A 20,838-nucleotide genomic window follows, 5' to 3' on the forward strand; every position below is an offset into this window, starting at 1 on the left:
ATATTGACTCAAATCCAATGTTTCTGACTCACAAACATATATAAATCGAAATAAACTGTATTTACAGACCTCAATAAACTTTTCTTATTTTCCGTTTCTTAACAAGCTTGCCTACTCATATATAATACATATTACTTTATCTTTCTTCGATGTTGGTTTAAAACCTTGATGAAAATACTTCTATCATCTGATTTAAAAAACTTAACCCCAACTAATTTTAGGGGTGTCCATATTTCTCTCATTTGGTATAAAGGCATTAAAATTCATCCTTTCTTAACTACCCAATCAATAAAGTATGTGCTTTTGATATTAGTCTTTGCTTTTACTAGCTTGTCGATTACAGTTAAGAATCAATATATTTATATGTTTTATCTCCATAATAGATATAAAAATTGATTTTTTATATCTTTTCTTTTTAATGTAAGGAGTTGAAATAACCCTCTCGTTAGAAATAAACTGATTAGCCATAACATCAGTACATAAACACCGTTCGTTCTTTATAACGTACAACAAAGATAAATTTACTATTTTTTCATTATTATGTCAAGTATTTATATTGTCTGTACAAAGTTATAAAAAATGGGATCAGAGAATTTCCTGTTGATAAAATAAAAGTTACACACTTGATTCTATTTGAATACCTAGTAAATTGCTGAACATTCCTCTTTTTTCACTCGCTAGTTGGTTATATTCACCGACTTGAATAATTTCTCCCTGATCCATTACCAATACTTGATCCGCATTACGAATTGTTGATAATCGATGAGCAATGACAATAATGGTCATGGTTCCTTTTAATCTTTCGATAGCGGCTTGGATCTTCGCTTCATTTTCCGTATCTAATGCACTTGTTGCCTCATCTAAGACAAGGATAGATGGTTTACGTAAAATGGCTCGAGCTAGTACTAGTCGCTGTCTTTCTCCTCCTGAGAGTCGAACTCCTCGATCACCAATGAGTGTATCAAGACCTTGTGGAAGCTTACTTACGAAATCAGCAGCAGCAGCGAACCCTAAAGACTCCCAAATGGATTCATCGCTTGCATTAGGGTCAATAATTATCAAATTTTCCCGTATAGTTGAATTAAATAGAAACGGATCCTGAGGTATATAACTAATGGATTTCCTTAGTGATAATAAGTGATCACTAGTAAGTGGAATATCATCAATACTGACCTCTCCCCGATCAGGTTGATTTAATCCCATTAATATATCAATTAAAGTACTTTTTCCAGCCCCTGATCGTCCTACTATAGCCGTCATACGGTTAGATGGTATGTGTACATTTATATTTTTAAGTGCATACGTACTTTCATTTTGATTATACCTAAAGTAGACATTACGACAATCTAGCCCATTTTTTATTTCGATGGACTTACTATTTTTATAATCCGAATCATATAACTCTCTTGCTTCCCTACATTCATTTTGTAATTCTAACAATGCTTTAAATGACGGAAGAGTAGATCCTATTTGTTCTAAATTAGATTGGATACTTGTAAACCTTGGCCATAACCTTGAAAAAATAACCATTATCAACATTAATTGTGCTGGCTGGGCCATGAACATTTTTATTGAAAAAAACACAAAAATCGCAATTAAAAATGAAGAAACAATTTTGAAGATCATTTGAGAAGTTGTATTTAATGTAGTTAACTTAATTCTATTTTTTTCCATTTTTCCAGTTAAGGAAAGAAACCAACTTAAATGAGAATCTTCTAATGAATTACTTTTGATATCCTTCATTCCATTAAGGTGATCAGTAATACCCGCTAAATATGTTTGCGTTAGTTGAAAAGTTTCTTTTCCTAAAGACTGAGACTTTTTGATAAACTTCCTGGAGAAGAAGATTAGGATCAATCCAAAAACTATGATAAAACTAGTCATAGTAACAGATAGATAAAGTGCTATAACGATTTGAATAAAAGTAAAAATAAGTGAAGATAAAAACTGTAAGAATAAATTAATACCTGCACTCACATTAAAAGTTTCATTTGTCATGATGTTAATAATATCAGTTTTCCTCTTTTTCAGGTAAAATCCCCAATTTACTTGCAGCAAACCTCCATAGGCCTCATCTCTTAAATGTCTAATAAAACCTTGTTGGATTTTCACTCCTAATATTGTTTGATTCCTCTTAAAAATACTTTGTCCAACCATTAATAACACGTAAACTCCCAGTATCAATAAAAGACTAATCGTTTCAGGAATTCCTATGAATAATTCATTAACCCAACTTAAAAAAGGAACTTCCTCTGTACTAATATCTAAAATACCGGTCAATCCAATCAACGGGATTAATAAGAAAATTCCTACACCCTCTAATAAACCTACTAAAATCATACAAATAAGATTGATATATAGAATTTTCCCCGAATAATCATGTATCCGCTTGGTAAAATGCAAGAGATGCTTCAAAATCATATCCTCCTATCACAGAGCTTGTTTCTTTGTTATCCCGAATGTCTACATAGCATTTTGCAATATTGCTGAATTACGACATTTGAAGGAAAGGTATTGGGGCACATTGTAGGTTTATAAGAACTTCTACCTAATGGATATAATAGAAAACGAATGGGGTTGGTGATTCGAAGAACTAGGGATTTGTTTCGATATATACTTATAAACAATCGTTTCTGGAGGAAATCGTGTTAAACGTTCCCCCTGTTATAATATGTATCGAGAACGTTAACTAGATTCTTGTTCTTCTAGATTTTCATCCCTGTTCTCTTTAGCGAATTTAGAAACGACCGTGAACCTATCCATCACTTCAGCACCGGTTATATAAAAAGGACCGCTACGTAGCCAAGCATGTGCAATGAGTTCTTCATTCTCATCTTTAGCTGTACCTAAATAAAGAGTACTACCAATATTTCTTTTCTCAAGCATTTTCATTCCAGCCATTGCTTTTACAAGGCATTGGCTTTCCCAAAAAGTATAGCGACTCATAATATGGATAGCTCGCGATATACTGGCTAAAACCTCTTTATTCGATGAATTGGAGGTATATGATGTCTCTTTCATTTGTTCACCTAGTGAAGGAGCAACTTTTGAAAATGAGATGCTTTTAAGATAACGGGCTCTACCTAAATGTAAAAAGGCCTCAATAAACAGCAGCTTTGTTTTATAATTCAATCGAAGAAAAGTATGAGCTTTCTTTGTGATATTCATTTTTTCCTCCTAGAGCTAGAAATTCATAATACTAGGAATTAATGCTTTCTTTTATATTAACTAAGTCTTGCTCTAACAATTGATTTAAAAAGTCTGTGACTTGTTCCTCACACTCGTCTTGAGCTATATCATATTGAGCCTGTAATGCTATAACTATCTCATGAATCGTAATGGGCTCCTTCATTAGCTCCCATATCTCTCCACCCAATTCACCTAAATTATAATACTTACCTTTGTGAACGCTTAACATCACTTTTTCTCCATCCATATCACTAACAATGTTCCCTGGACTTTGGCTATATAAATGGTTCTTAGTAACTCTTACGTTTTTAATCATAAACTATTTCCTCCTTTTTTAGCATGTTTACTATTAAATCCGATAGGTCTGGAGCGGTGAAACGGTTTGTAGGTCGACGTAATTGAAAAAAGTCAATTTTTTTAATCATTTTAGCGGAGATATTGAAATGCCAGTCCATTAAACCAGACTGTTGAATAAAAGAATTACGATATGTATGATAGTACAACTTATAAAATCTTTGGAGATGTTCTATAGGTCTCACTTCTATCTCGTCATTATCTCCCTTGACCAATTCAAATACACCAGCAAGTGGGAGTGGTTCGGTAATAAACTGATTTTGAACAGGAACAGCGAATTTATTTTCTCTAACAGTGAGTGATTGATAATTAGTTGAATCCATTTCAAAATGATTTAAACTTTCCAACCACAATTTCTGTTGAGGATAGGAAGGTGTAACAATTGGTATATTTTCATTAGTAAGTGTTACTGGTATGACATCATCACTTATGAGCTGATAGCCTCTTTTTAATAAAGCTGAAGCAAGAGTAGATTTCCCAGCACCAGAATCACCAACAATCGCATATGCCTTTCCATCTATGGCTACAGCACTTCCGTGTAGAGGAAGAATCTTTCTTTGCATCAATATTGCTCCCATACAAGTACCGAGGATATAAAGTCGAATTTCATCTTCATAAGCCTCATTACATGGTGAAACTACTATTCTATTTCCGCTTTCTATCAAAAAAATGCCTGTTCCTGACACATGGAACATAATCCAGTCTTTCTTAATAACAAAATCTTCATTAGGATCCGAATGCTCGTTCCATAATGGATAGAGGTCAGCCTTTTCAATAACAATATCCGTTATATCATCCTCTTTTTTTATATGAAATAATTCTGGTAGAGGGATTTCACTTGAGACTGTTAAACCAAAGGCTTCATAAACAGTCTTTTTTTCAATACCAATCATATAAACACCCCCAAATATTAACGATTTCATCTAAGTAAGTAATCTCTCTTCATCGAAACAGATTCGCTCTTTTATATTTTTGTTTTATTTACGACTAGAATTAAGTCCCTTTTATAAATAACTAATTGATTTTTCAAGACAGACCCCTATTAACTCGATAAATAGGGGCTCAGTTCTTTAACATTGCAATCTACATGTACGTGAGGGAGATATTAACTAAAAGTCAAATCTCCTTTACCTGTACCTGCTGGAAATGCGGCATCCGTGTAATCACCATCTCTTCCAAGCATTGTTTTATTAACATCAAGAACTTCTAGCTCAGGCTTTTTCCATTCCTTTTTCATATGTATTCACCTCCTTTTAATTAAACTGTTTTAAAAATCGATACACGATTAAACTGCGCATTAAAAACTTATATTCAGGATCAGTAGCAAATTCTGCCCTAGCTCCTTCTTTAATCTTTAATAGTGCTTTGTTTATCGCTTGGCCATCTAGAAATTCTAATGCTTTTTTATCTGTACTAAGTTGCTCTATCTCTTCTATAAATCCACCCCATTTAGGAAGCATACGGTGAACCCAATCAACTCCTTGCACACCTCTGTAACGTTGGTTTAATCTCACTTTATCTGGTATGTAATTTTCTGTGGAGTTTCGAACAAGTGCACGATCTACACCATTCTGTACATATTGATTTTCAGGGAGAGATAAACAAAAACGAATGACACGTATATCATTGGTTGGATCCCGTTTCCACAACTTGTATCGTAAGGAAAGCTTTGTGGAAAGTGTACTCCCTGCATTCCACTGAAAGACATCTTCAAAGTGCTTTTTTCTTTCATTAAACATATCAGAATTTGAATACCATCCTGTTTGATCAATTCCGTGTTCTTTAAATTTGTCATAAACGCCCGTCTTTTCTGCAAATCCAGGATTAATTAAGGAAGGAATTTTATATGGAACACCTTCTGGAAAGACGCGATCAATAATTGGAAATCCGATTCTTGCAATTGTTTTCACTTTACGTAATCTAGATCCACCAACATTTCTCCTATATTGGTCTAATTCCTGATAAAGGCGAACCCATTTTAATCTTTTTAAAAGGAGAGAGTAATACTCTAAAGGGAACCCCCAGGAAATAGAAAAGTTCCCTCTATCACCATTAAGTAATACCCCTATGTCTTCCTCATTTGCCTTTTCAAACATCCCCTTCAACCAAAAGGAATTTTCAAAAAACTTATAAGGCATTTCCATGATGTCAAGAAAGTCGTCCATTTCAGAATAGGAGTCTTTTCCCTTAAAGTCACAGTAATGATCTGTAATACCACCAACATGATTTACTGTTGATTTAATGAACGGCCGCTCATCTGCTAATAAGTATTTTGGTGTAAAGTCTTTAAAATCCTCGGGAGGAATATAACTATATGTATGTAATTTATTGTTTTTACTTTGTAGTTTCTTTACAGCAAAGCCAACAACAGCTCCTGAATCTAAGCCTCCACTCAACTGTGCGCCAACGTTTCGATGTGTTCTTAATCGAGAGGTTACAGCCTCCTGAAAGACACTTTGAAATGCCTCGATATATTCTTCATTTGTCTTTAGTTTTAGTCTTTTCCCTTGAGTTAAGTAGGAATATCTTTTTAAAGTCAGCTTATTCTTCTCAATCGTCATGCTATGAGATGGTGGTATCTGATTTATACTTTTATAAGGAGTTATTGTAGAGTCTACCGCATCTACCATTCCGGATATCGCCAAATATTCAGCCAGCCACTGCTCGTTTAATTTTTTTTCAATAAATGGTAGTGACAAAAGAGGATCTATCGTTGTACAAAATGCAAATTTCTGATGACTTTGGTGATAATAAAGCGTCCTGCTGCCTGAGAAATCTCTTGCCCCAAACATCTTCTGTCTTTTTTCATCCCATATCACAAAAGCAAAATCTCCTACTAAGAACTTAGGTGCATCTTCATCCCATTTATAGTATGAAAGTAGAATCAATTCACTATCAGTCATGCCTTTTTTATCTAATGGTTTTACTTGCAACATCTGAAATAAATCTTCACGATTATCAATAATAGCATCCGCGGTGATTGTACATCGCCTTTCAAAGTCGTAAAACGGAAGCTGTTCACCTACAGATTCAGGAGTAATCCATTGAGCGTGACAACCGAGAAAAACCTTATCTGAATGCCATGTTTGGATATAATCAGCAGGATATTTTTGTAATCCTTTCATCAAATTACGACACTGCTGGAGATTTACAGGCTCTTCAATCAAATGATAAATACCGGTTATAGCACTCATGTTTTCCCCCCTGCTTACTTTGTTATTTATATAACTAATGATGTTTCCTTTAATAAAAAAATTCAGAACAATTAATAAATATCAATTACCTATTTATATTATATAATTCTAAAAATTCAGGTGTTATTTAACGTTGATTTTTTTACTTATTAATTGTTTTGTGTTCTTGTATCTAATACTGAGTTGTCCTCTAAGCATGCTATTAACTTCTTATCTCATACCTTTTTTGCGAACACACTGTTCTTTATAACGAATTTTATAAGCTTAAATTACCACGTAATTATGCCTATGTCAATAACTCTTTTACACGTATATATAAATCAAAAATGGACCTGTACAAACATTAAACAATCTTCCCTATTTGTAAATAGCGTTTAACATTCCCTCATCGTGTGGGGCTCATTATTAAAAATAAAAAACTTTTTTTTGAATGTATGAAACACTTAATTCTATTTAAGTAACGAATTTACATTTTCCTTGTCCCCTTTTAACTTCTCAAAATTTTAAAATATCTTCGATTCGAAAAATATGCACTGAGAGCATACTAAATATTAGCTCCCTCACATATCAATTTCCTTTTACATATCTTATAGCATTATTTTACATACCTTACTTCTTCAGGGCGGAGTCTAATATTATAATAGCTTTTTGATGCTCCGAGTTTCCATCTATAAATTTATATTTATAATCTGCGCTAAATTGGTTCCTTCACTATTTTGTTGATGAGCTTCTGGGATAAGTATTGTAGTACACCGTTACCTCCAGAGGCATTGAAAATGGAAATGCAAATGCTCCATTTGAATCGAACATTCTTGACATTGTCCCCACTACAACGGATTTAGATTGTACTTTCATTTTTGCCAAGTCTTCAATCGCTGTTCCTCAGCCTCTTGAATACAAATCCGATACTAGAGAATATTAAAGGAACCCCACTATATCTCTATTAAAAATTGAAAAGGCTATTTTACGATAATCATGACTATCTTAAGCTTATTTATAATGTAGGCATAATGGAATTTTTGAAGCCTCATGCATGGCATGCCACCGATTAATTTCATAGAATATACCTTTTTTATTAAGCGCTGAAGCAGCTAGAAAGATATCTATTCAATGTGATGCCTTTGTACAAATGCTTTTTTTCACAAAGAAGAAGTCACAGCGTATATTAATTCTATTTTGATTGGAATCGATTACCGAATCAAGAAGAAAAAACATAAAGTATCAATTGGTACTAGAATACTTAGAGTTATTTAAACCGTAAAATGAATTGGTATCGGAGTGGCTCCAACGCCACCCTTCCATTATTGTTGTCACAAGTGATATTTCTAGCGAGTATTATTTCTGTAAGGGAAGCCTTGAATCATGACGGCTTTAAGCAGTGCTGCCAATTTGGAACAAAAGCCGTCTTCAGTTAGAACTGAGGAGCTCACTGCCGATGAACAAAAAAAGTGGCCAATTTGAATGTACCAGCACACTATATAAAAATACCAATTGGATTTATTTAATTTATTCACTTGATATAAAAACAGAAAAATGTATTTTGTACTAAAAGTGCCAGAGTAATAAGCATAGCGCTGAACAGTATAGTAAGAATAGTTCTGAATTTCTACAACGAAAAACAAAGGTAGCCTTTATTTTAATTTGCATGAACAGGCAAATAGCCTATTCTTTTCAAAGTTGAATGAATCACTTTGAAACTTCAAAGGAAGAAGATATTAAATGAAAAGAAGAGGACTTTACTAATTAGTAGGCCCCCATTTACCTTTGATCAAGGCTTTCTTTAAATCAGAGAAGAAAATTATAAAAAAAAAATAGGGAATACAATCAGTAAAGAAATTATGTGAGATTTTATTTGCGATATTATGGGAAGTGAATAGAAAAGTAATTAAAGAGATATTCAATTTTTCTTTAAACCTACAATCTGCATGGACTGCCATTTAGCATTTCATACCTTTGATAAAAAAATCAGACATAACGACTAAACGACAAATGCAGAAGTGTAAACTTTAATTTATTTTGCAAAAAAATCTATATCAGCAAACTAATTTTTCTAAAATAGAGAGAATCATGTAACTATAATAAATGCGTTTGCTAATTATGTATAATAGTTAAGTATAACTAGATGTGTGTTAGATGTAGACTATCTATTTCATTCTTTTTAAGTTGTGAATAGGGAATTCAAAATCGTATAATGGTTACCTATTAAACTAGGGGCCGCTATTTGACAAAATTCTTCTTTCAAATTTATCAGATAGAAAAAATAAGGTCAAGTAGACTACAGCTACTTCTACTGAGGAGAAAAAAATGACTAAAAGAGTAAACAGACTTTTCCAACTAAATAAACAAACGGTTCAATCGAATCTGAATTGTAAACCAAGGAAAGTGATGAATCTAGAGTCCAATTTGAACCATTGGATATATGGCTCAGTCAAAGTAAAGTGATGGGCACCAAGATTAAGCCTGAAGAAAAAGGCTGTTAAAGACAATTCCAAACGAAGGATATCGATGATACAATTGCCATTGATTAATACTCCTCAGCAGACCAAGCACCTTCGAAATAAAATTGCGATAGAAGTATAGTCATGTCATCATTGGTACTATAATTCCTAAAATCGAATATCAACGGTTTAAAATTACCAAAACTTTAACAAATAATTATCCCATTACTTAATATAGTTGGAAAGTTTAAGCATAATGATGACAGTGAATTTTTTCAAAAAAAATTATGTCAAAAACATGGATAAAAAATGTCCTTAGCTGAAGAAACCGGGACGATCGTAAAACAAGGGTAATCTTAGATAATTGAAGATCAAGTACCACAATTATCTATTCTGAAGGTTAGAAAGAGCTAATTTGAAGTATATTTAGGCCTTATGTTCTCCAATGAATTCAAGCCACGGGTATGAGCGGTTAAACACCCTCCTCCAAGAATTTGTTTACCTCTATTGGGCTCAACAAAAAAAAGGGTTTACAACAGGTCTGAAATTAGAAACACTAATAAAATGCCATATTAAAACCTTACAAAACATAGTACAGTTGGAATTCTATTTAACAGAATTTTTAATATTCTCATACCTATTAGGAATTATGGTATCAAAAGTTTGTAATCCTCATCGCCCTCAAAACCACTTTTTACATCAAAGTAAATCTTTTTTCTCCTCAAAGAAAAGATCATGGCAGGAGTTACAGAAAATAAAATTGAAATTACAAGATGAATACATGGTTTAAGCTCCTAACATATTACAACATAATTTTACTGCCACAAAACAAACGAAAAATGGGTGACAGGTATAAAGTGTTTCAATATGATCAATTACGCTTCATCTTTCAACGATCCTTGATTCATACAATAATGAAATCGACATATATAACCCTTTATTACCCAGACACCCTTATTAATAAATTGAGAGAGGTATTAATCGGCCGTAATATATACTAAAGGCATAATTTTTCAATTGAACTAATGGAGTATCTACATATCATATCGACCAAAACTGTATTAGGGAGCACATGCTTGTCAGTTGAATGTCTAGTCTTGGTAACTGTTTGTATAATGAGGTTATCGAAGCATTTCATTAAAAATATAAAGACAGAATTAATTTAATTTAACTGAATTTAAGTCTTTAACCAAGAAGGAGCCACATCCCCTTTAAATAGAAATCCTTTTTACTTAAATTCCAATATAAGGAAATGATAAAATCATACAATTTTCCTTGTCTTCCTCCAGGCCCATAAAAAGGGACGTAACGGAAAATACAAAAAATGTAAATATCTAGGTAATATTAGTGTCTCTACATCCGCTGAACTAGGATGAAATAATTCAATAATATAGTAAAACTTCTGCAGATTTGACTTAACTGAAAATTGATAAAGGTTAAGGTAGAAAGACCTCCGCAGATTTGACTTTAATGAAAATAGAGAATGATTGTATTTATCGAAAGCTTTTTGGGGCTTTTTAATATCTTCAAATCCCTTTTCTTTAATGTAGAAAACCGCCAATTGTGCTAACTTTCTTGAACGATAGCTTAATTTTAATATATTGATTTCTTTAATAATAGGAGTTTTTAGTAGCTGAGAAGCTAAAATAAGAGCTTGTCCTACTAAAAGATTGTTTTGGTAGTAATTAGATAGTATACTTTTTTCAAAATTCCTGCTTTTCCTTACGATTTGGTCGATATCTACCAACCATCTTAGACGAAACCAACCATGACGAGCGCCATGAGAGACAAGAAATAAAAACAAATCCTCTTTTCCGAGAAAAAAGACCGGATAACTTGTGAGTTTACTAACCCTTTTTCTTTCCCATAGCTCAATAAAGCTCGGTTCCTTCGTAGGTCGAGGGTGTAGTCTCCAATGAATTTCAATTTGTATTCTCTTTTGAGGATGGAAGTAGGTTACATGGTGATTCCTCCATTTCCACTCTCCAAATATATCTTGAACTTCCTCTTTTTCATATCCATAATTCAATAAAAGTTCTTCTGCTTTTTTTATATCTGATTTCGGAATTAAAATATCTAAATCTTTGGAAGTTCTTAGAGAAATATCTCCGTAAATATCGGCAGCAATTACCGGACCTTTCAAAAAAAGTAGTCGTATTTGATTTTCAGCAAACAATTTACTTACTTGTTCCATTTCACCACTTAAGTGAAGCATTTGAAAAGTGTTTTTTTTGTATTCCTTGGATAAAGTTAAAATTACATGATGTGGAATCAGTTTTTTATCAAAATTATTTAATTTTGTAAAAATTAATGGATAAACGCGATGATGGATTGCCAATTCAAGAAATAAATCCCAATCAACGCCTAAAAACATTTCATTATTGACGGACCATAAAATATCATCATATTCCTTCATAATTATTTCAAGTAATAATCTGGACTCCATAGATATTATAGACAGATCGAGACATAATTTATTTTTATTGTCCATTATTTTCTCCTTAAGAATTTTGACTTTTTTATCTAGTAAACACACTACCCTTTCCCTTATAAAGGATTGCACACTACCAAATTAAGCAAGTAATAATAAATTCTATTGGTCTTTTTTTTTTACACTCTGCCCATCATATATATACTAACCCCAAGATTTTTTATGGCAAATCTGGTTTTACTTTTATTTAAGGTTTAATCAGTGTATGTGAGTTTGACTGGTGCTCTTCTTATTCACTTCCTGAAAAATCGGGTAAAAATTATAGTTGAAATAACACTTCTTTACAGGTTCTAAATCTAAAGAATCTTGTAGGTAAAACAAGCGTCCATTTCTTACAATAGAATAGGATTAAGATGAATTCTCCCTATGGTACCTAACAACTTTATATAAAGCCAAAGTAAACTAGTGCAAAGTTATATCTCTTCAATATCTTTTTTTATATTTCATTATTATTTTTTAAATAAAATGAACAGTATCTGCTCTTATATCGTACTCACCACAATTTGAATTTCGTAGAACAACATATTAAAAGCAGGCTAAAAAAAGTGACACCGTCCATCGGTGTCATATGCCTGAAATATTAAAACCTGTAACAAATAGAAATGCTCCAGCGTAATACTAGTTGTAGAGACATTTTTTATTGTTTTGAGTGGCTCACCATCTAACATCTTTTTATCCATTGACTAAAATACAATTTTATTTAAACCTTACATCCTTAATAGATATGAAATTCTTCCCAAGGAATAATTTCATATCTTATATTGCAGATTTTTAACTTAAGTTTAACACTAATTAATCTCGACTTTTTTTCACCTTATTATTAATCATTTTCATCGAATAATTTATCTCTTTTATTTTCAGTATATAAACAGAGATTGCGTACACAATAACTCCTATTATTATTGAAATTAATAAAGTAGATTTATCACCCATGAAATGATCTAGATATTTATAAATAAATTTAACAACAATCCCCATTATTACAGAGGAAAACAACACTTTAATGAATGAAATTATTATATTATTAATACCATACGAACCAATCTTTTTTTGCAGACTAATAAGTAGCAAAATTAGACAAATAATAGCAGATATACTTGTTGCTAGAGCAAGTCCATCTATACCCATATATCGAGACAACACTATATTCAATATAATATTTAAAACTACAGCAATTGCAGCGTTAATTGCGGGGGTTTTAGTATCTTGTAAAGCATAGAATGCTCGAGACACAATTTCCCTTAAACTAAACCCGATAAGTCCTATTGACGAGAAAAAAAGGGCAGATGCTGTCATTGAAATAGCTCGACTATCAAACTCACCTCTTCCAAATAACAGTTTTACTAAAGGTTCGGATAGAACCATTAAACCTACCGCAGCTGGAAGTACTAAGAAGTTAATTCCTGTTACAGCATTTCTCACCATTTTTTTGAACCCCAGCATATCCCGCTCTGCTGCCATTTTTGACACTTGTGGATACATAATAGAAGAAATAGAAACAACAAAAACACCAAGAACAAAATTATTCAAGAGATTCGCATAATAAAGTGCTGATATCCCTCCGGGTGTTATTTGTGATGCTATAGTTCTGTCCACTACTACATTGATTTCATTTATAGATACCCCGAAAATAACAGGCAATGCGATTTGAATGGTCTTTTTTATATGTTCATCTTTTATATCAAATCGAAATCTATGTTTATACTTTTTCTTCAAAATAAATGGAACAAGCAAAAGAAATTGTGAAACAGTTGCGAGAACAGTACCTATCCCTAACCAAAATATATTGATAGTAGTGCTTAAATAAATAAAAATAATTGTAACTATATTAAGTGGTAAACCAATTAGTGCAGGAATAATATAGTTACCTTGTAACTGTAAAAAACCACTATATAAACCAATTAGCCCTGTGAAGTATAAGTTAAACAAGCAAATACGTGTAAACACCACCGCTAGTTTGAATGTTCCTCCCTCAAAACCCGAAGCGAAAAGTTTGACCAATTGCTCGGTAAAAACCATTCCTAAAATGGTAATAATAGTAGCCAATACTGTTAATAAACCAGCTAGGTTACTTGTAAAAAGAACAGCCCGTGCCTTACTGAAATTTTTTTCTATACTCCTATACATTGGGATGTAACTAGTAGCTATTCCAGTCACAACAAATCCAAACAACACGCTGGTAATGGTAATGGATACTAAATAAGCATCACTAGTGGTAGAAGCGCCATAAAAATTGGAAAGTACGAGATCTCTTAAAAGACCAAGTGCTTTCGAAACAATTGTAATAACCATCAAAACAACAGCAGTTTTTCTCATACAAACCCTGACTTTCTCTAAATTCACGCTTTATGGAATAAGATAACTTAAGAAAACAACAACAACTGTTAGAACACTACTATCTTTACCTGCTTTCTAGAGGCTTTAAAACTATATAATAAATAATTATCCTGGTTCTTATGATCATTTTATTATTAATTAATATCTTGATTTCCCTTGGTCATGTTGTAAATATTGGTCATATATATTCTCCCACTTATTCACAATGTTATCTAAGGAGTAATTATTTTCCACCCAGTTTTTAGCCTTTAGTTTCAACCCATTCCTTGTCTCTTCACTATATGACATCATTTCAAGCATCATTTTTGCTAATTCTTCATGCGTGTTATCATTTACTAATAATCCTGTCTCCTTATGTTTTATTATTTCCCTATTCCCACCAACATCTGTTGCTACAATAGGAAGTTCGGTTGAAGCTGCCTCCAATAGAACCATAGGAAGACCTTCCCATAATGAAGACATCACAAATCCATCTGCTGCACTCATTATCGAGCAGATATCATTTTGTAATCCTAAAAAAAGGACATGCTCATTTAACTCCAACTTATTAACCAACTCTTTTATACTGGCTAGTAAAGGACCTTCTCCTGCTAATAATAATTTTGTTTTAATTCCTTGCTTTATAAGTTGATTAAATGCGAGCAATAATCCTTCATGGTTTTTAACTTTATGGAATCTACCTACAGATAACCAAATAAATTCATCGTTTAAACCTAAATCATTTCTCTTTATTAACCTTTCACTTTCTTTATATTGAAATAATGAAGTTTCTATACCATTTGGAATGGTAATAGTTTTATTTGATATTACATTATTATTTTTTAAACTTTTCTTTGAAAGTTCACTAATTACTGTATTTATCTCAGACATCCACTCAGTAGTTCGTAATAATTTCTCTCTTAATTTCCCTCCAACATCTACACTATGTATTGTTGAAATGATTTTCACTTTTGGATGAAGTATTTTCAACATTCTTCCTAACAAAATCGCATGAAACATGTGAGCATGTATTACACAAATTTTTTCTTTTTTAATAATACTACTTATTTTTTTGTAAAAGTTTAAATTACTCAAGCCTAAATTCATATTTAAAGGTATAGTTTTAATACCACTTTCAACCATTAAATTTCCTACATTGCCCAAATCTCTCATCGAAACCACAACAGGTTCATAAATTCCATTATCGATTAGTTTTCTAGCCAGATGATAAACCTGCATTTCTGCCCCACCTGTATCTAAACCCGTAATAAGGTACATTATTTTATTTTTTTTTATCATACAAGCAGCCTCATATATTTATTTAAAATACTTTTGTTATTAAATCGTTGCGAACTTTCTATCAACTCTCCCTTACTAACAACCTTACTACCATCTATTGTTTGTAGAATTGCTTGAGCCAAGTCTTCAACATCTCCTACGGTTGTCAATCTTCCTAATTTCCCATTCATCAAAATTTCATTTGGTCCGCTTTCACAATCAGTTGATATTAGATTAACTCCTAAAGCCATTGCTTCAACTAAAACTGTTGGTAACCCTTCCCACTTGGATGAAAGTACAAATCCATCAGCTTTTGCCATATATTTATAAGGATTGGTTACAAATCCTAGTAATTGTACATGTTCTTCTATTTTCAAGTCATAAATTATTTGTTCAATTTGTTCTCGAAGTTCCCCTTCACCTAAGATAACAAGATTCACATTTTTTACTGAAGTTACCTTTTTCATAGCTTTTAATAAAGTGGGATAATCTTTTGCTTCAGTTAGTCTACCAACTGAAACAATAAGAGGATTATTCTTATTGTTAAACCAAGGATGGTCTACTTTTTCTTTTGCGTTTAATAATAACCGATCATTAACAATTGGATTATATATTACTTCTATTAAATTTGAAGGAATATTTAAAAACTGATTTAAATCATTAGCAACACCAGTGGATACGGCTACTATTTTATTTGCCTTCTTATAATATTTCTTTGTTAAATAAGGTATTATTTTATCTTTTATACTTTTTGAAGAGGATATAGATTTACTTAGAGTTGTATGTTCAGTCAAAATAACATTTGTTTCTATTTTTGAAAATTTCAAACTCAACATAGTAATAATATTTAGATGATTCATAGTAGAAATAACATTTTTTGGATTGTTTTTTTCGAAATAATATTTTAATGACTTAATACTAAAAGCAACCCGATTACATTTGAGATCAACTATATTGACTTTTGATGAGACCTGATTTTTATAGGGGCCTTCAGCTTTAATTACTACTAAATCAACAGATAAGCCATGATCTACAAATAAATTTGCTAAGTTTACCATAACTCTTTCTGCTCCTCCTCCTTTTAGGGAAGGAATTAATATTGCAACATGCTTTATTTCCACTATAGTTTACTCCCTCTATAAATATTTATTAATCAACAGTTTGCAACTATCTTGTTGGGTGTCACAAAATATTTCTCGATTCACAAATAAATAGTCCTTTAAAATATGAAATCATCCTACATTCATGGGTACGCTTCGCGTTGCTTTTGATAACGTACCTAGCCATGGTCTTGCATTTTACGTGCCCTACATAACCCTTTCGTTTTCCACAAATGTTTGGAGGATTTCCGTTACATACTGAGTTGGTATCTAACCCTACTTTGAGGTGGTGAAAATGTATAACATCGGACAAGTGTGGAGAGCCCTACTTGTTATAAAATTCAGGTGTCAACTCGTGCTAATTTGACCCATCATATTATACTAAAAGGGCTCACTTTTTTCATGGCCTTGAAAAAATCTTAAAACAGGAAGGTGTCTTTTTAAAAATGCCCATTAAAATTTCAATAATCTTTCTTATGTTTACATATGTGAAGGGCGTTCATACTGGCTAAACAAGAAAATATAAGCCAAGTTATTTTACTGTATTCCCAACTCAACGTTAAAGATCCTATTATTAAAACCACTAAAAGAGAGAGGTAAAAATTTCTTTCAGCCGAATTTAATCTATAAATTACAATTAGGGAACTAATAGTTATCATTATCCAGATGAAAAAACCTACTAAACCTAATTCCGCTGATATTGAAACATACACATTATGCGCTACCATATTTAAACCAATTTTTTCATATAAAGCACTCGGGAAAGCACCGATACCTACTCCAACCAAAGGATGTTCTTTAAAAATAGAAAATCCTGCTTCCCAAATTATTCCCCTATTATTTAACCCCCCCTGCTGGATTTCATTACTGGTAGTCATTAATCTTTCTACTGTAGATTCTGGTAAATAATGAATTGCTGTTCTTATTATTATCAATATCAAAACAATTCTTGCAATATATATAACAATCCTAGTCTTTCTTTTTGTAGGCTTTGTAGTAAATAGCATATATATACCACTCACTAATAGTGCAATTAAAGCTGTTCTAGAACCAGTCAAAAGGACTGCAAACATACCCGTTAATACAATAAATCGATTAAATAAAAAAAAGAATTTATTCTTAATAATTAAAGATAAATACCATGCTATTACTAAAGCTAGTACAATTGTAATTCCTAGTTCATTTGGATCAAATCCCACAGGACTGAATCTAGTTCCGTTAACTCCCAAGTTATTTATATAACTAGAAAATGTTGCAATTATTACATATGTTGATCCTAAAACATAAGCCTGTAACAATTTAACTAACATAGAAAAATTATTTATAACTTGAGAAATGTAAATTAAAAGAATTGTTAGCTGTATTAATGTACTAATACTTTTTACAGAAGAGCTAGGATTAATACTCCAGAAAAAGCTTAATATGCCAAAAATACAAAAGGAAATTATGATTAAATGATAGTATGATAACTTTTTTACATACCCTCTTTTAATTATTAAAAAAGTGGATAATATAAAAAAGGGAAATCCTATTAATTTCGTTATTGTTCCTAGCCCTTCAACTACATACATATTTTCAAAAGGTAAGCTAAAAACAAATAATAATAGTAAAGTAAAGCAGAGCCTTTCCATTAAATTCTCCTTTTTGCTATACTTGTTTCGATGTTAGCCCTCAAAATAATAGTTTATATTTTTCCAAAAATTTATCATTAGTAACAAAAAGCAGCAATGTAACAACTATTATACCTCTATTAAATCTACTTCTTTCTTAAACTTACATCACTAATTATATGAGTCATTTTTTTACAATACTAACTACAAGAAAGGTATTATTACCTATCTTAATATTTTCAAGGAAATTGTTTGTTAATAATATTTGGATCTATCTGTTGTAAAGAAAGTGCCTTTTACTTTCCAGATATTATGGAGAACTCTTAAGATAGGGTTTTGTCCCTTTTAGGAAAACAAAATTGTATACCCAATTACAGTCTCCAGTATAAGTAATTCATTTCTTCTGCTTCTCTTCTATTAAACATACCTTTGACATCTATTAAAACCGGCTTATTATTCCAATACATTTTTCTAATATCTTCTAAATTTAATATTTTAAATTCATCATGTGGTACGGCAAATATTAAAGCGTCCATTTCTTTTATTTCTTCAATATTACAAGGATTTATTCGATATTCATTCCATAAGTCTTCTTTATCAGCTAAAGGATCGACTACTTTAATATCAATTCCATACTCTTCTAACTCCTTAATAATATCTATCACTTTTGTATTTCTTACATCTGGGCAGTTTTCTTTGAATGTAACACCAAATATAGCTACCTTTGCACCTTTAATTTGCTTATCAGCTTTAATAAGATTCTTTACGGTATTTTCCGCTACATACTTACCCATATCATCATTTATCTTTCTTCCTGAAAGAACGATTTGAGAATGGTAACCCATTTCTTCTGCTTTATAGGTTAAATAATATGGGTCAACCCCTATACAATGACCACCTACAAGTCCAGGTGAAAAGTTCAGAAAGTTCCACTTTGTACCAGCTGCTTCTAGTACGGCCTGTGTATCTATACCCATTTTGTTAAAAATAATTGATAGTTCATTCATAAAGGCAATATTAATATCTCTCTGAGAATTTTCTATAACTTTAGCCGCTTCTGCTACTTTTATACTCTCAGCTCTGTATACCCCAGCTTCAATTATCATTTCATAAACATTAGCAATTTCACCCAGTGACTCCTCATCCATACCAGCAACAACTTTTACAATGGTTTCAAGCCTATGCACTTTATCACCTGGATTAATTCTTTCTGGAGAGTAACCAACTTTAAAGTCCACTCCATATTTTAATCCTGACTCTTCTTCTAATATAGGCACACATATATCTTCAGTAACTCCTGGATACACAGTAGATTCATAAACCACTAAAGATCCTTTTGTTAGATTTCTTCCAACTGTTTTACTAGCACCTATTATTGGCTTTAAATCTGGTGTTTTGTCAGAGTTAATAGGAGTTGGCACGGCAACTATATGAAGCTTACAATCTCTTAGATATTTTTCCTCATACGTAAACTGTGCTTTAGTCTCATTAATCGCGTCATTTCCCACTTCTTTAGTAACATCAAGTCCATTTAGATATTGGTGCACTTTTTCTTTTGAAATATCAAAACCAACTACTTCTGCAACTTTAGCAAATGCAATGGCAAGTGGCATTCCTACATATCCCAGTCCTATGACAGATATTTTTTCTTTTTTGTTTTTAATTGCTTCATGTAAACTCATTATTATCCCTCTTTACTTTAAATAATATATTTGTCTTTTTGCAATTTTACTGGTCCTTCGAAAAACCGATATTGTTAACATGAAGCACTCTCGAATTGATCTATCTAATTTTTTCTTAAAATACGACAGTTTTTCTTTTCTCAAATAAGAAGTCATTAGACACCTATCGAGGTTAGTATATATTCGCCCTATACCACTTGATAGCTTCAATAAAGCCTTTTGTGAAATCCCAGTCAGGACTATATTTTATAAACTCTTCCGCTTTATGAGTGCTTGCCAAACTATGTTTAATATCCCCAGCACGAGGCTCAAGAAATTTTGGTTCAAGTTCAATATTTAATTGCTTACACATTAAGTTATACATTTGGTTTACCGTAAATCTTTCACCAAATGCTATATTATATGACTGCCCGCAGGCTTCTTCAGATGCTAAACAAGATTTTAGATTCGCTTCGATTACATTTTCAATATACGTGAAATCTCGAGACTGTTCTCCATCACCGTAAATTTCAACCTGTTTTCCATTTTTGATTGCCTTAATAAAGTTTGGAATAACAGCTGCATATTGAGAATAAGGATCCTGCCTACGTCCAAATACATTAAAATACCTAAGCCCAATGCACTCAAGGTTGTATAGCTGTGTATAAAGTTTTCCGTACTGCTCATTTACCAATTTTGTTAAAGCATAAGGTGACAAAACGTCCCCTTCTTCACCTTCAACCTTTGGTAAAATAGGTGAATCACCATAAACGGATGAGGAAGATGCATAAACAAATCGTTTTACCCCGGCTAACCTTGCGGCTTCCATCATATTTGCAGTTCCCTTTATATTATTATCTTCATAAATTAATGGTTCTTTCATTGATCTTGGCACTGAACCTAATGCAGCTTGATGAAGGATGTAGTCAATTCCTTCACATGCGTTTAAACAAGTTTCAAAATCTCGAATGTCCCCTTCAATGAACTCGTAATTAGTTTTGTTCATAAATTCTTCCACATTTTCTTTTTTTCCGGTTGAGTAATTATCTAAACCACGTACCTTATATCCTTTATTAATTAATGCCTCCACTAAATTTGAGCCAATGAAACCTGCTGCACCTGTTATTAGAAAACTTGTTCCTTCTGGAAATCTCACACTTTCATAACCCATTTAAAATCCTCCAATAAAGGGGATAACAATCCCACT

13 protein-coding genes are annotated in these 20,838 nt (G+C 32.1%); all 13 read right to left on the reverse strand.

Annotated features, from left to right (window positions below):
* Nucleotides 1-615: 615 nt before the first annotated feature.
* Nucleotides 616-2,415 carry an ABC transporter ATP-binding protein gene (locus J7J00_RS18690; protein ID WP_214793355.1) on the reverse strand — a complete coding sequence of 600 codons (1,800 nt, stop codon included), beginning with the start codon at nt 2,413-2,415 and terminating at the stop codon, nt 616-618.
* Between the two features lie 270 nt (nt 2,416-2,685).
* Nucleotides 2,686-3,168: a lasso peptide biosynthesis B2 protein gene (locus J7J00_RS18695; RefSeq protein WP_214793358.1), complete on the reverse strand. Its 483-nt coding sequence runs from the start codon at nt 3,166-3,168 to the stop codon at nt 2,686-2,688.
* 31 nt (nt 3,169-3,199) lie between these two features.
* Complete coding sequence (locus J7J00_RS18700; RefSeq protein WP_214793361.1) at nt 3,200-3,505, reverse strand: lasso peptide biosynthesis PqqD family chaperone; 306 nt, start codon at nt 3,503-3,505, stop codon at nt 3,200-3,202.
* Nucleotides 3,498-4,436, reverse strand: a complete 939-nt coding sequence (locus tag J7J00_RS18705) for an ATP-binding cassette domain-containing protein (RefSeq protein ID WP_214793364.1) — start codon at nt 4,434-4,436, stop codon at nt 3,498-3,500. Before J7J00_RS18705 ends, J7J00_RS18700 begins: the two co-directional genes overlap by 8 nt.
* A 212-nt stretch (nt 4,437-4,648) precedes the next feature.
* Nucleotides 4,649-4,780 (reverse strand): paeninodin family lasso peptide, encoded by a 132-nt coding sequence (locus tag J7J00_RS18710; RefSeq protein WP_155726460.1) that lies wholly within the window; start codon nt 4,778-4,780, stop codon nt 4,649-4,651.
* Between the two features lie 16 nt (nt 4,781-4,796).
* The gene (locus tag J7J00_RS18715) at nt 4,797-6,737 is read right to left on the reverse strand and encodes a lasso peptide isopeptide bond-forming cyclase (RefSeq protein ID WP_214793367.1); all 1,941 of its coding nucleotides are present in this window, start codon (nt 6,735-6,737) and stop codon (nt 4,797-4,799) included.
* Between the two features lie 3,699 nt (nt 6,738-10,436).
* Entirely contained in the window at nt 10,437-11,666 is a 1,230-nt protein-coding gene (locus J7J00_RS18720; protein ID WP_214793370.1) for a nucleotidyltransferase domain-containing protein, read from the reverse strand.
* A gap of 792 nt (nt 11,667-12,458) precedes the next feature.
* The gene (gene murJ, locus J7J00_RS18725; protein WP_309487203.1) at nt 12,459-14,009 is read right to left on the reverse strand and encodes a murein biosynthesis integral membrane protein MurJ; all 1,551 of its coding nucleotides are present in this window, start codon (nt 14,007-14,009) and stop codon (nt 12,459-12,461) included.
* Nucleotides 14,010-14,141: 132 nt separating this feature from the next.
* Nucleotides 14,142-15,281: a glycosyltransferase gene (locus tag J7J00_RS18730; protein WP_214793372.1), complete on the reverse strand. Its 1,140-nt coding sequence runs from the start codon at nt 15,279-15,281 to the stop codon at nt 14,142-14,144.
* The gene (locus tag J7J00_RS18735; protein ID WP_214793375.1) at nt 15,278-16,381 is read right to left on the reverse strand and encodes a glycosyltransferase; all 1,104 of its coding nucleotides are present in this window, start codon (nt 16,379-16,381) and stop codon (nt 15,278-15,280) included. The genes J7J00_RS18730 and J7J00_RS18735 overlap by 4 nt, the downstream gene beginning before the upstream one ends.
* A 440-nt stretch (nt 16,382-16,821) precedes the next feature.
* Complete coding sequence (locus J7J00_RS18740) at nt 16,822-17,991, reverse strand: O-antigen ligase family protein (RefSeq protein ID WP_214793378.1); 1,170 nt, start codon at nt 17,989-17,991, stop codon at nt 16,822-16,824.
* Nucleotides 17,992-18,341: 350 nt separating this feature from the next.
* Nucleotides 18,342-19,652 (reverse strand): nucleotide sugar dehydrogenase, encoded by a 1,311-nt coding sequence (locus J7J00_RS18745; protein ID WP_214793381.1) that lies wholly within the window; start codon nt 19,650-19,652, stop codon nt 18,342-18,344.
* Nucleotides 19,653-19,824: 172 nt separating this feature from the next.
* Nucleotides 19,825-20,802 carry an SDR family oxidoreductase gene (locus tag J7J00_RS18750; protein WP_214793384.1) on the reverse strand — a complete coding sequence of 326 codons (978 nt, stop codon included), beginning with the start codon at nt 20,800-20,802 and terminating at the stop codon, nt 19,825-19,827.
* Nucleotides 20,803-20,838 lie beyond the last annotated feature (36 nt).

Source organism: Bacillus sp. ISL-4, assembly GCF_018613275.1.
Lineage (GTDB): Bacteria > Bacillota > Bacilli > Bacillales > DSM-1321 > Peribacillus > Peribacillus simplex_E.

Bases quoted from the DNA above. Each gene is read 5' to 3' on its own strand.
- J7J00_RS18695 (WP_214793358.1), bottom strand. From the start codon at position 3,168: ATGAATATCACAAAGAAAGCTCATACTTTTCTTCGATTGAATTATAAA.
- J7J00_RS18705 (WP_214793364.1), bottom strand. From the start codon at position 4,436: ATGATTGGTATTGAAAAAAAGACTGTTTATGAAGCCTTTGGTTTAACA.
- J7J00_RS18715 (WP_214793367.1), bottom strand. From the start codon at position 6,737: ATGAGTGCTATAACCGGTATTTATCATTTGATTGAAGAGCCTGTAAAT.
- J7J00_RS18710 (WP_155726460.1), bottom strand. From the start codon at position 4,780: ATGAAAAAGGAATGGAAAAAGCCTGAGCTAGAAGTTCTTGATGTTAAT.
- J7J00_RS18750 (WP_214793384.1), bottom strand. From the start codon at position 20,802: ATGGGTTATGAAAGTGTGAGATTTCCAGAAGGAACAAGTTTTCTAATA.
- J7J00_RS18745 (WP_214793381.1), bottom strand. From the start codon at position 19,652: ATGAGTTTACATGAAGCAATTAAAAACAAAAAAGAAAAAATATCTGTC.
- J7J00_RS18720 (WP_214793370.1), bottom strand. From the start codon at position 11,666: ATGGACAATAAAAATAAATTATGTCTCGATCTGTCTATAATATCTATG.
- J7J00_RS18730 (WP_214793372.1), bottom strand. From the start codon at position 15,281: ATGATAAAAAAAAATAAAATAATGTACCTTATTACGGGTTTAGATACA.
- J7J00_RS18700 (WP_214793361.1), bottom strand. From the start codon at position 3,505: ATGATTAAAAACGTAAGAGTTACTAAGAACCATTTATATAGCCAAAGT.
- J7J00_RS18740 (WP_214793378.1), bottom strand. From the start codon at position 17,991: ATGGAAAGGCTCTGCTTTACTTTACTATTATTATTTGTTTTTAGCTTA.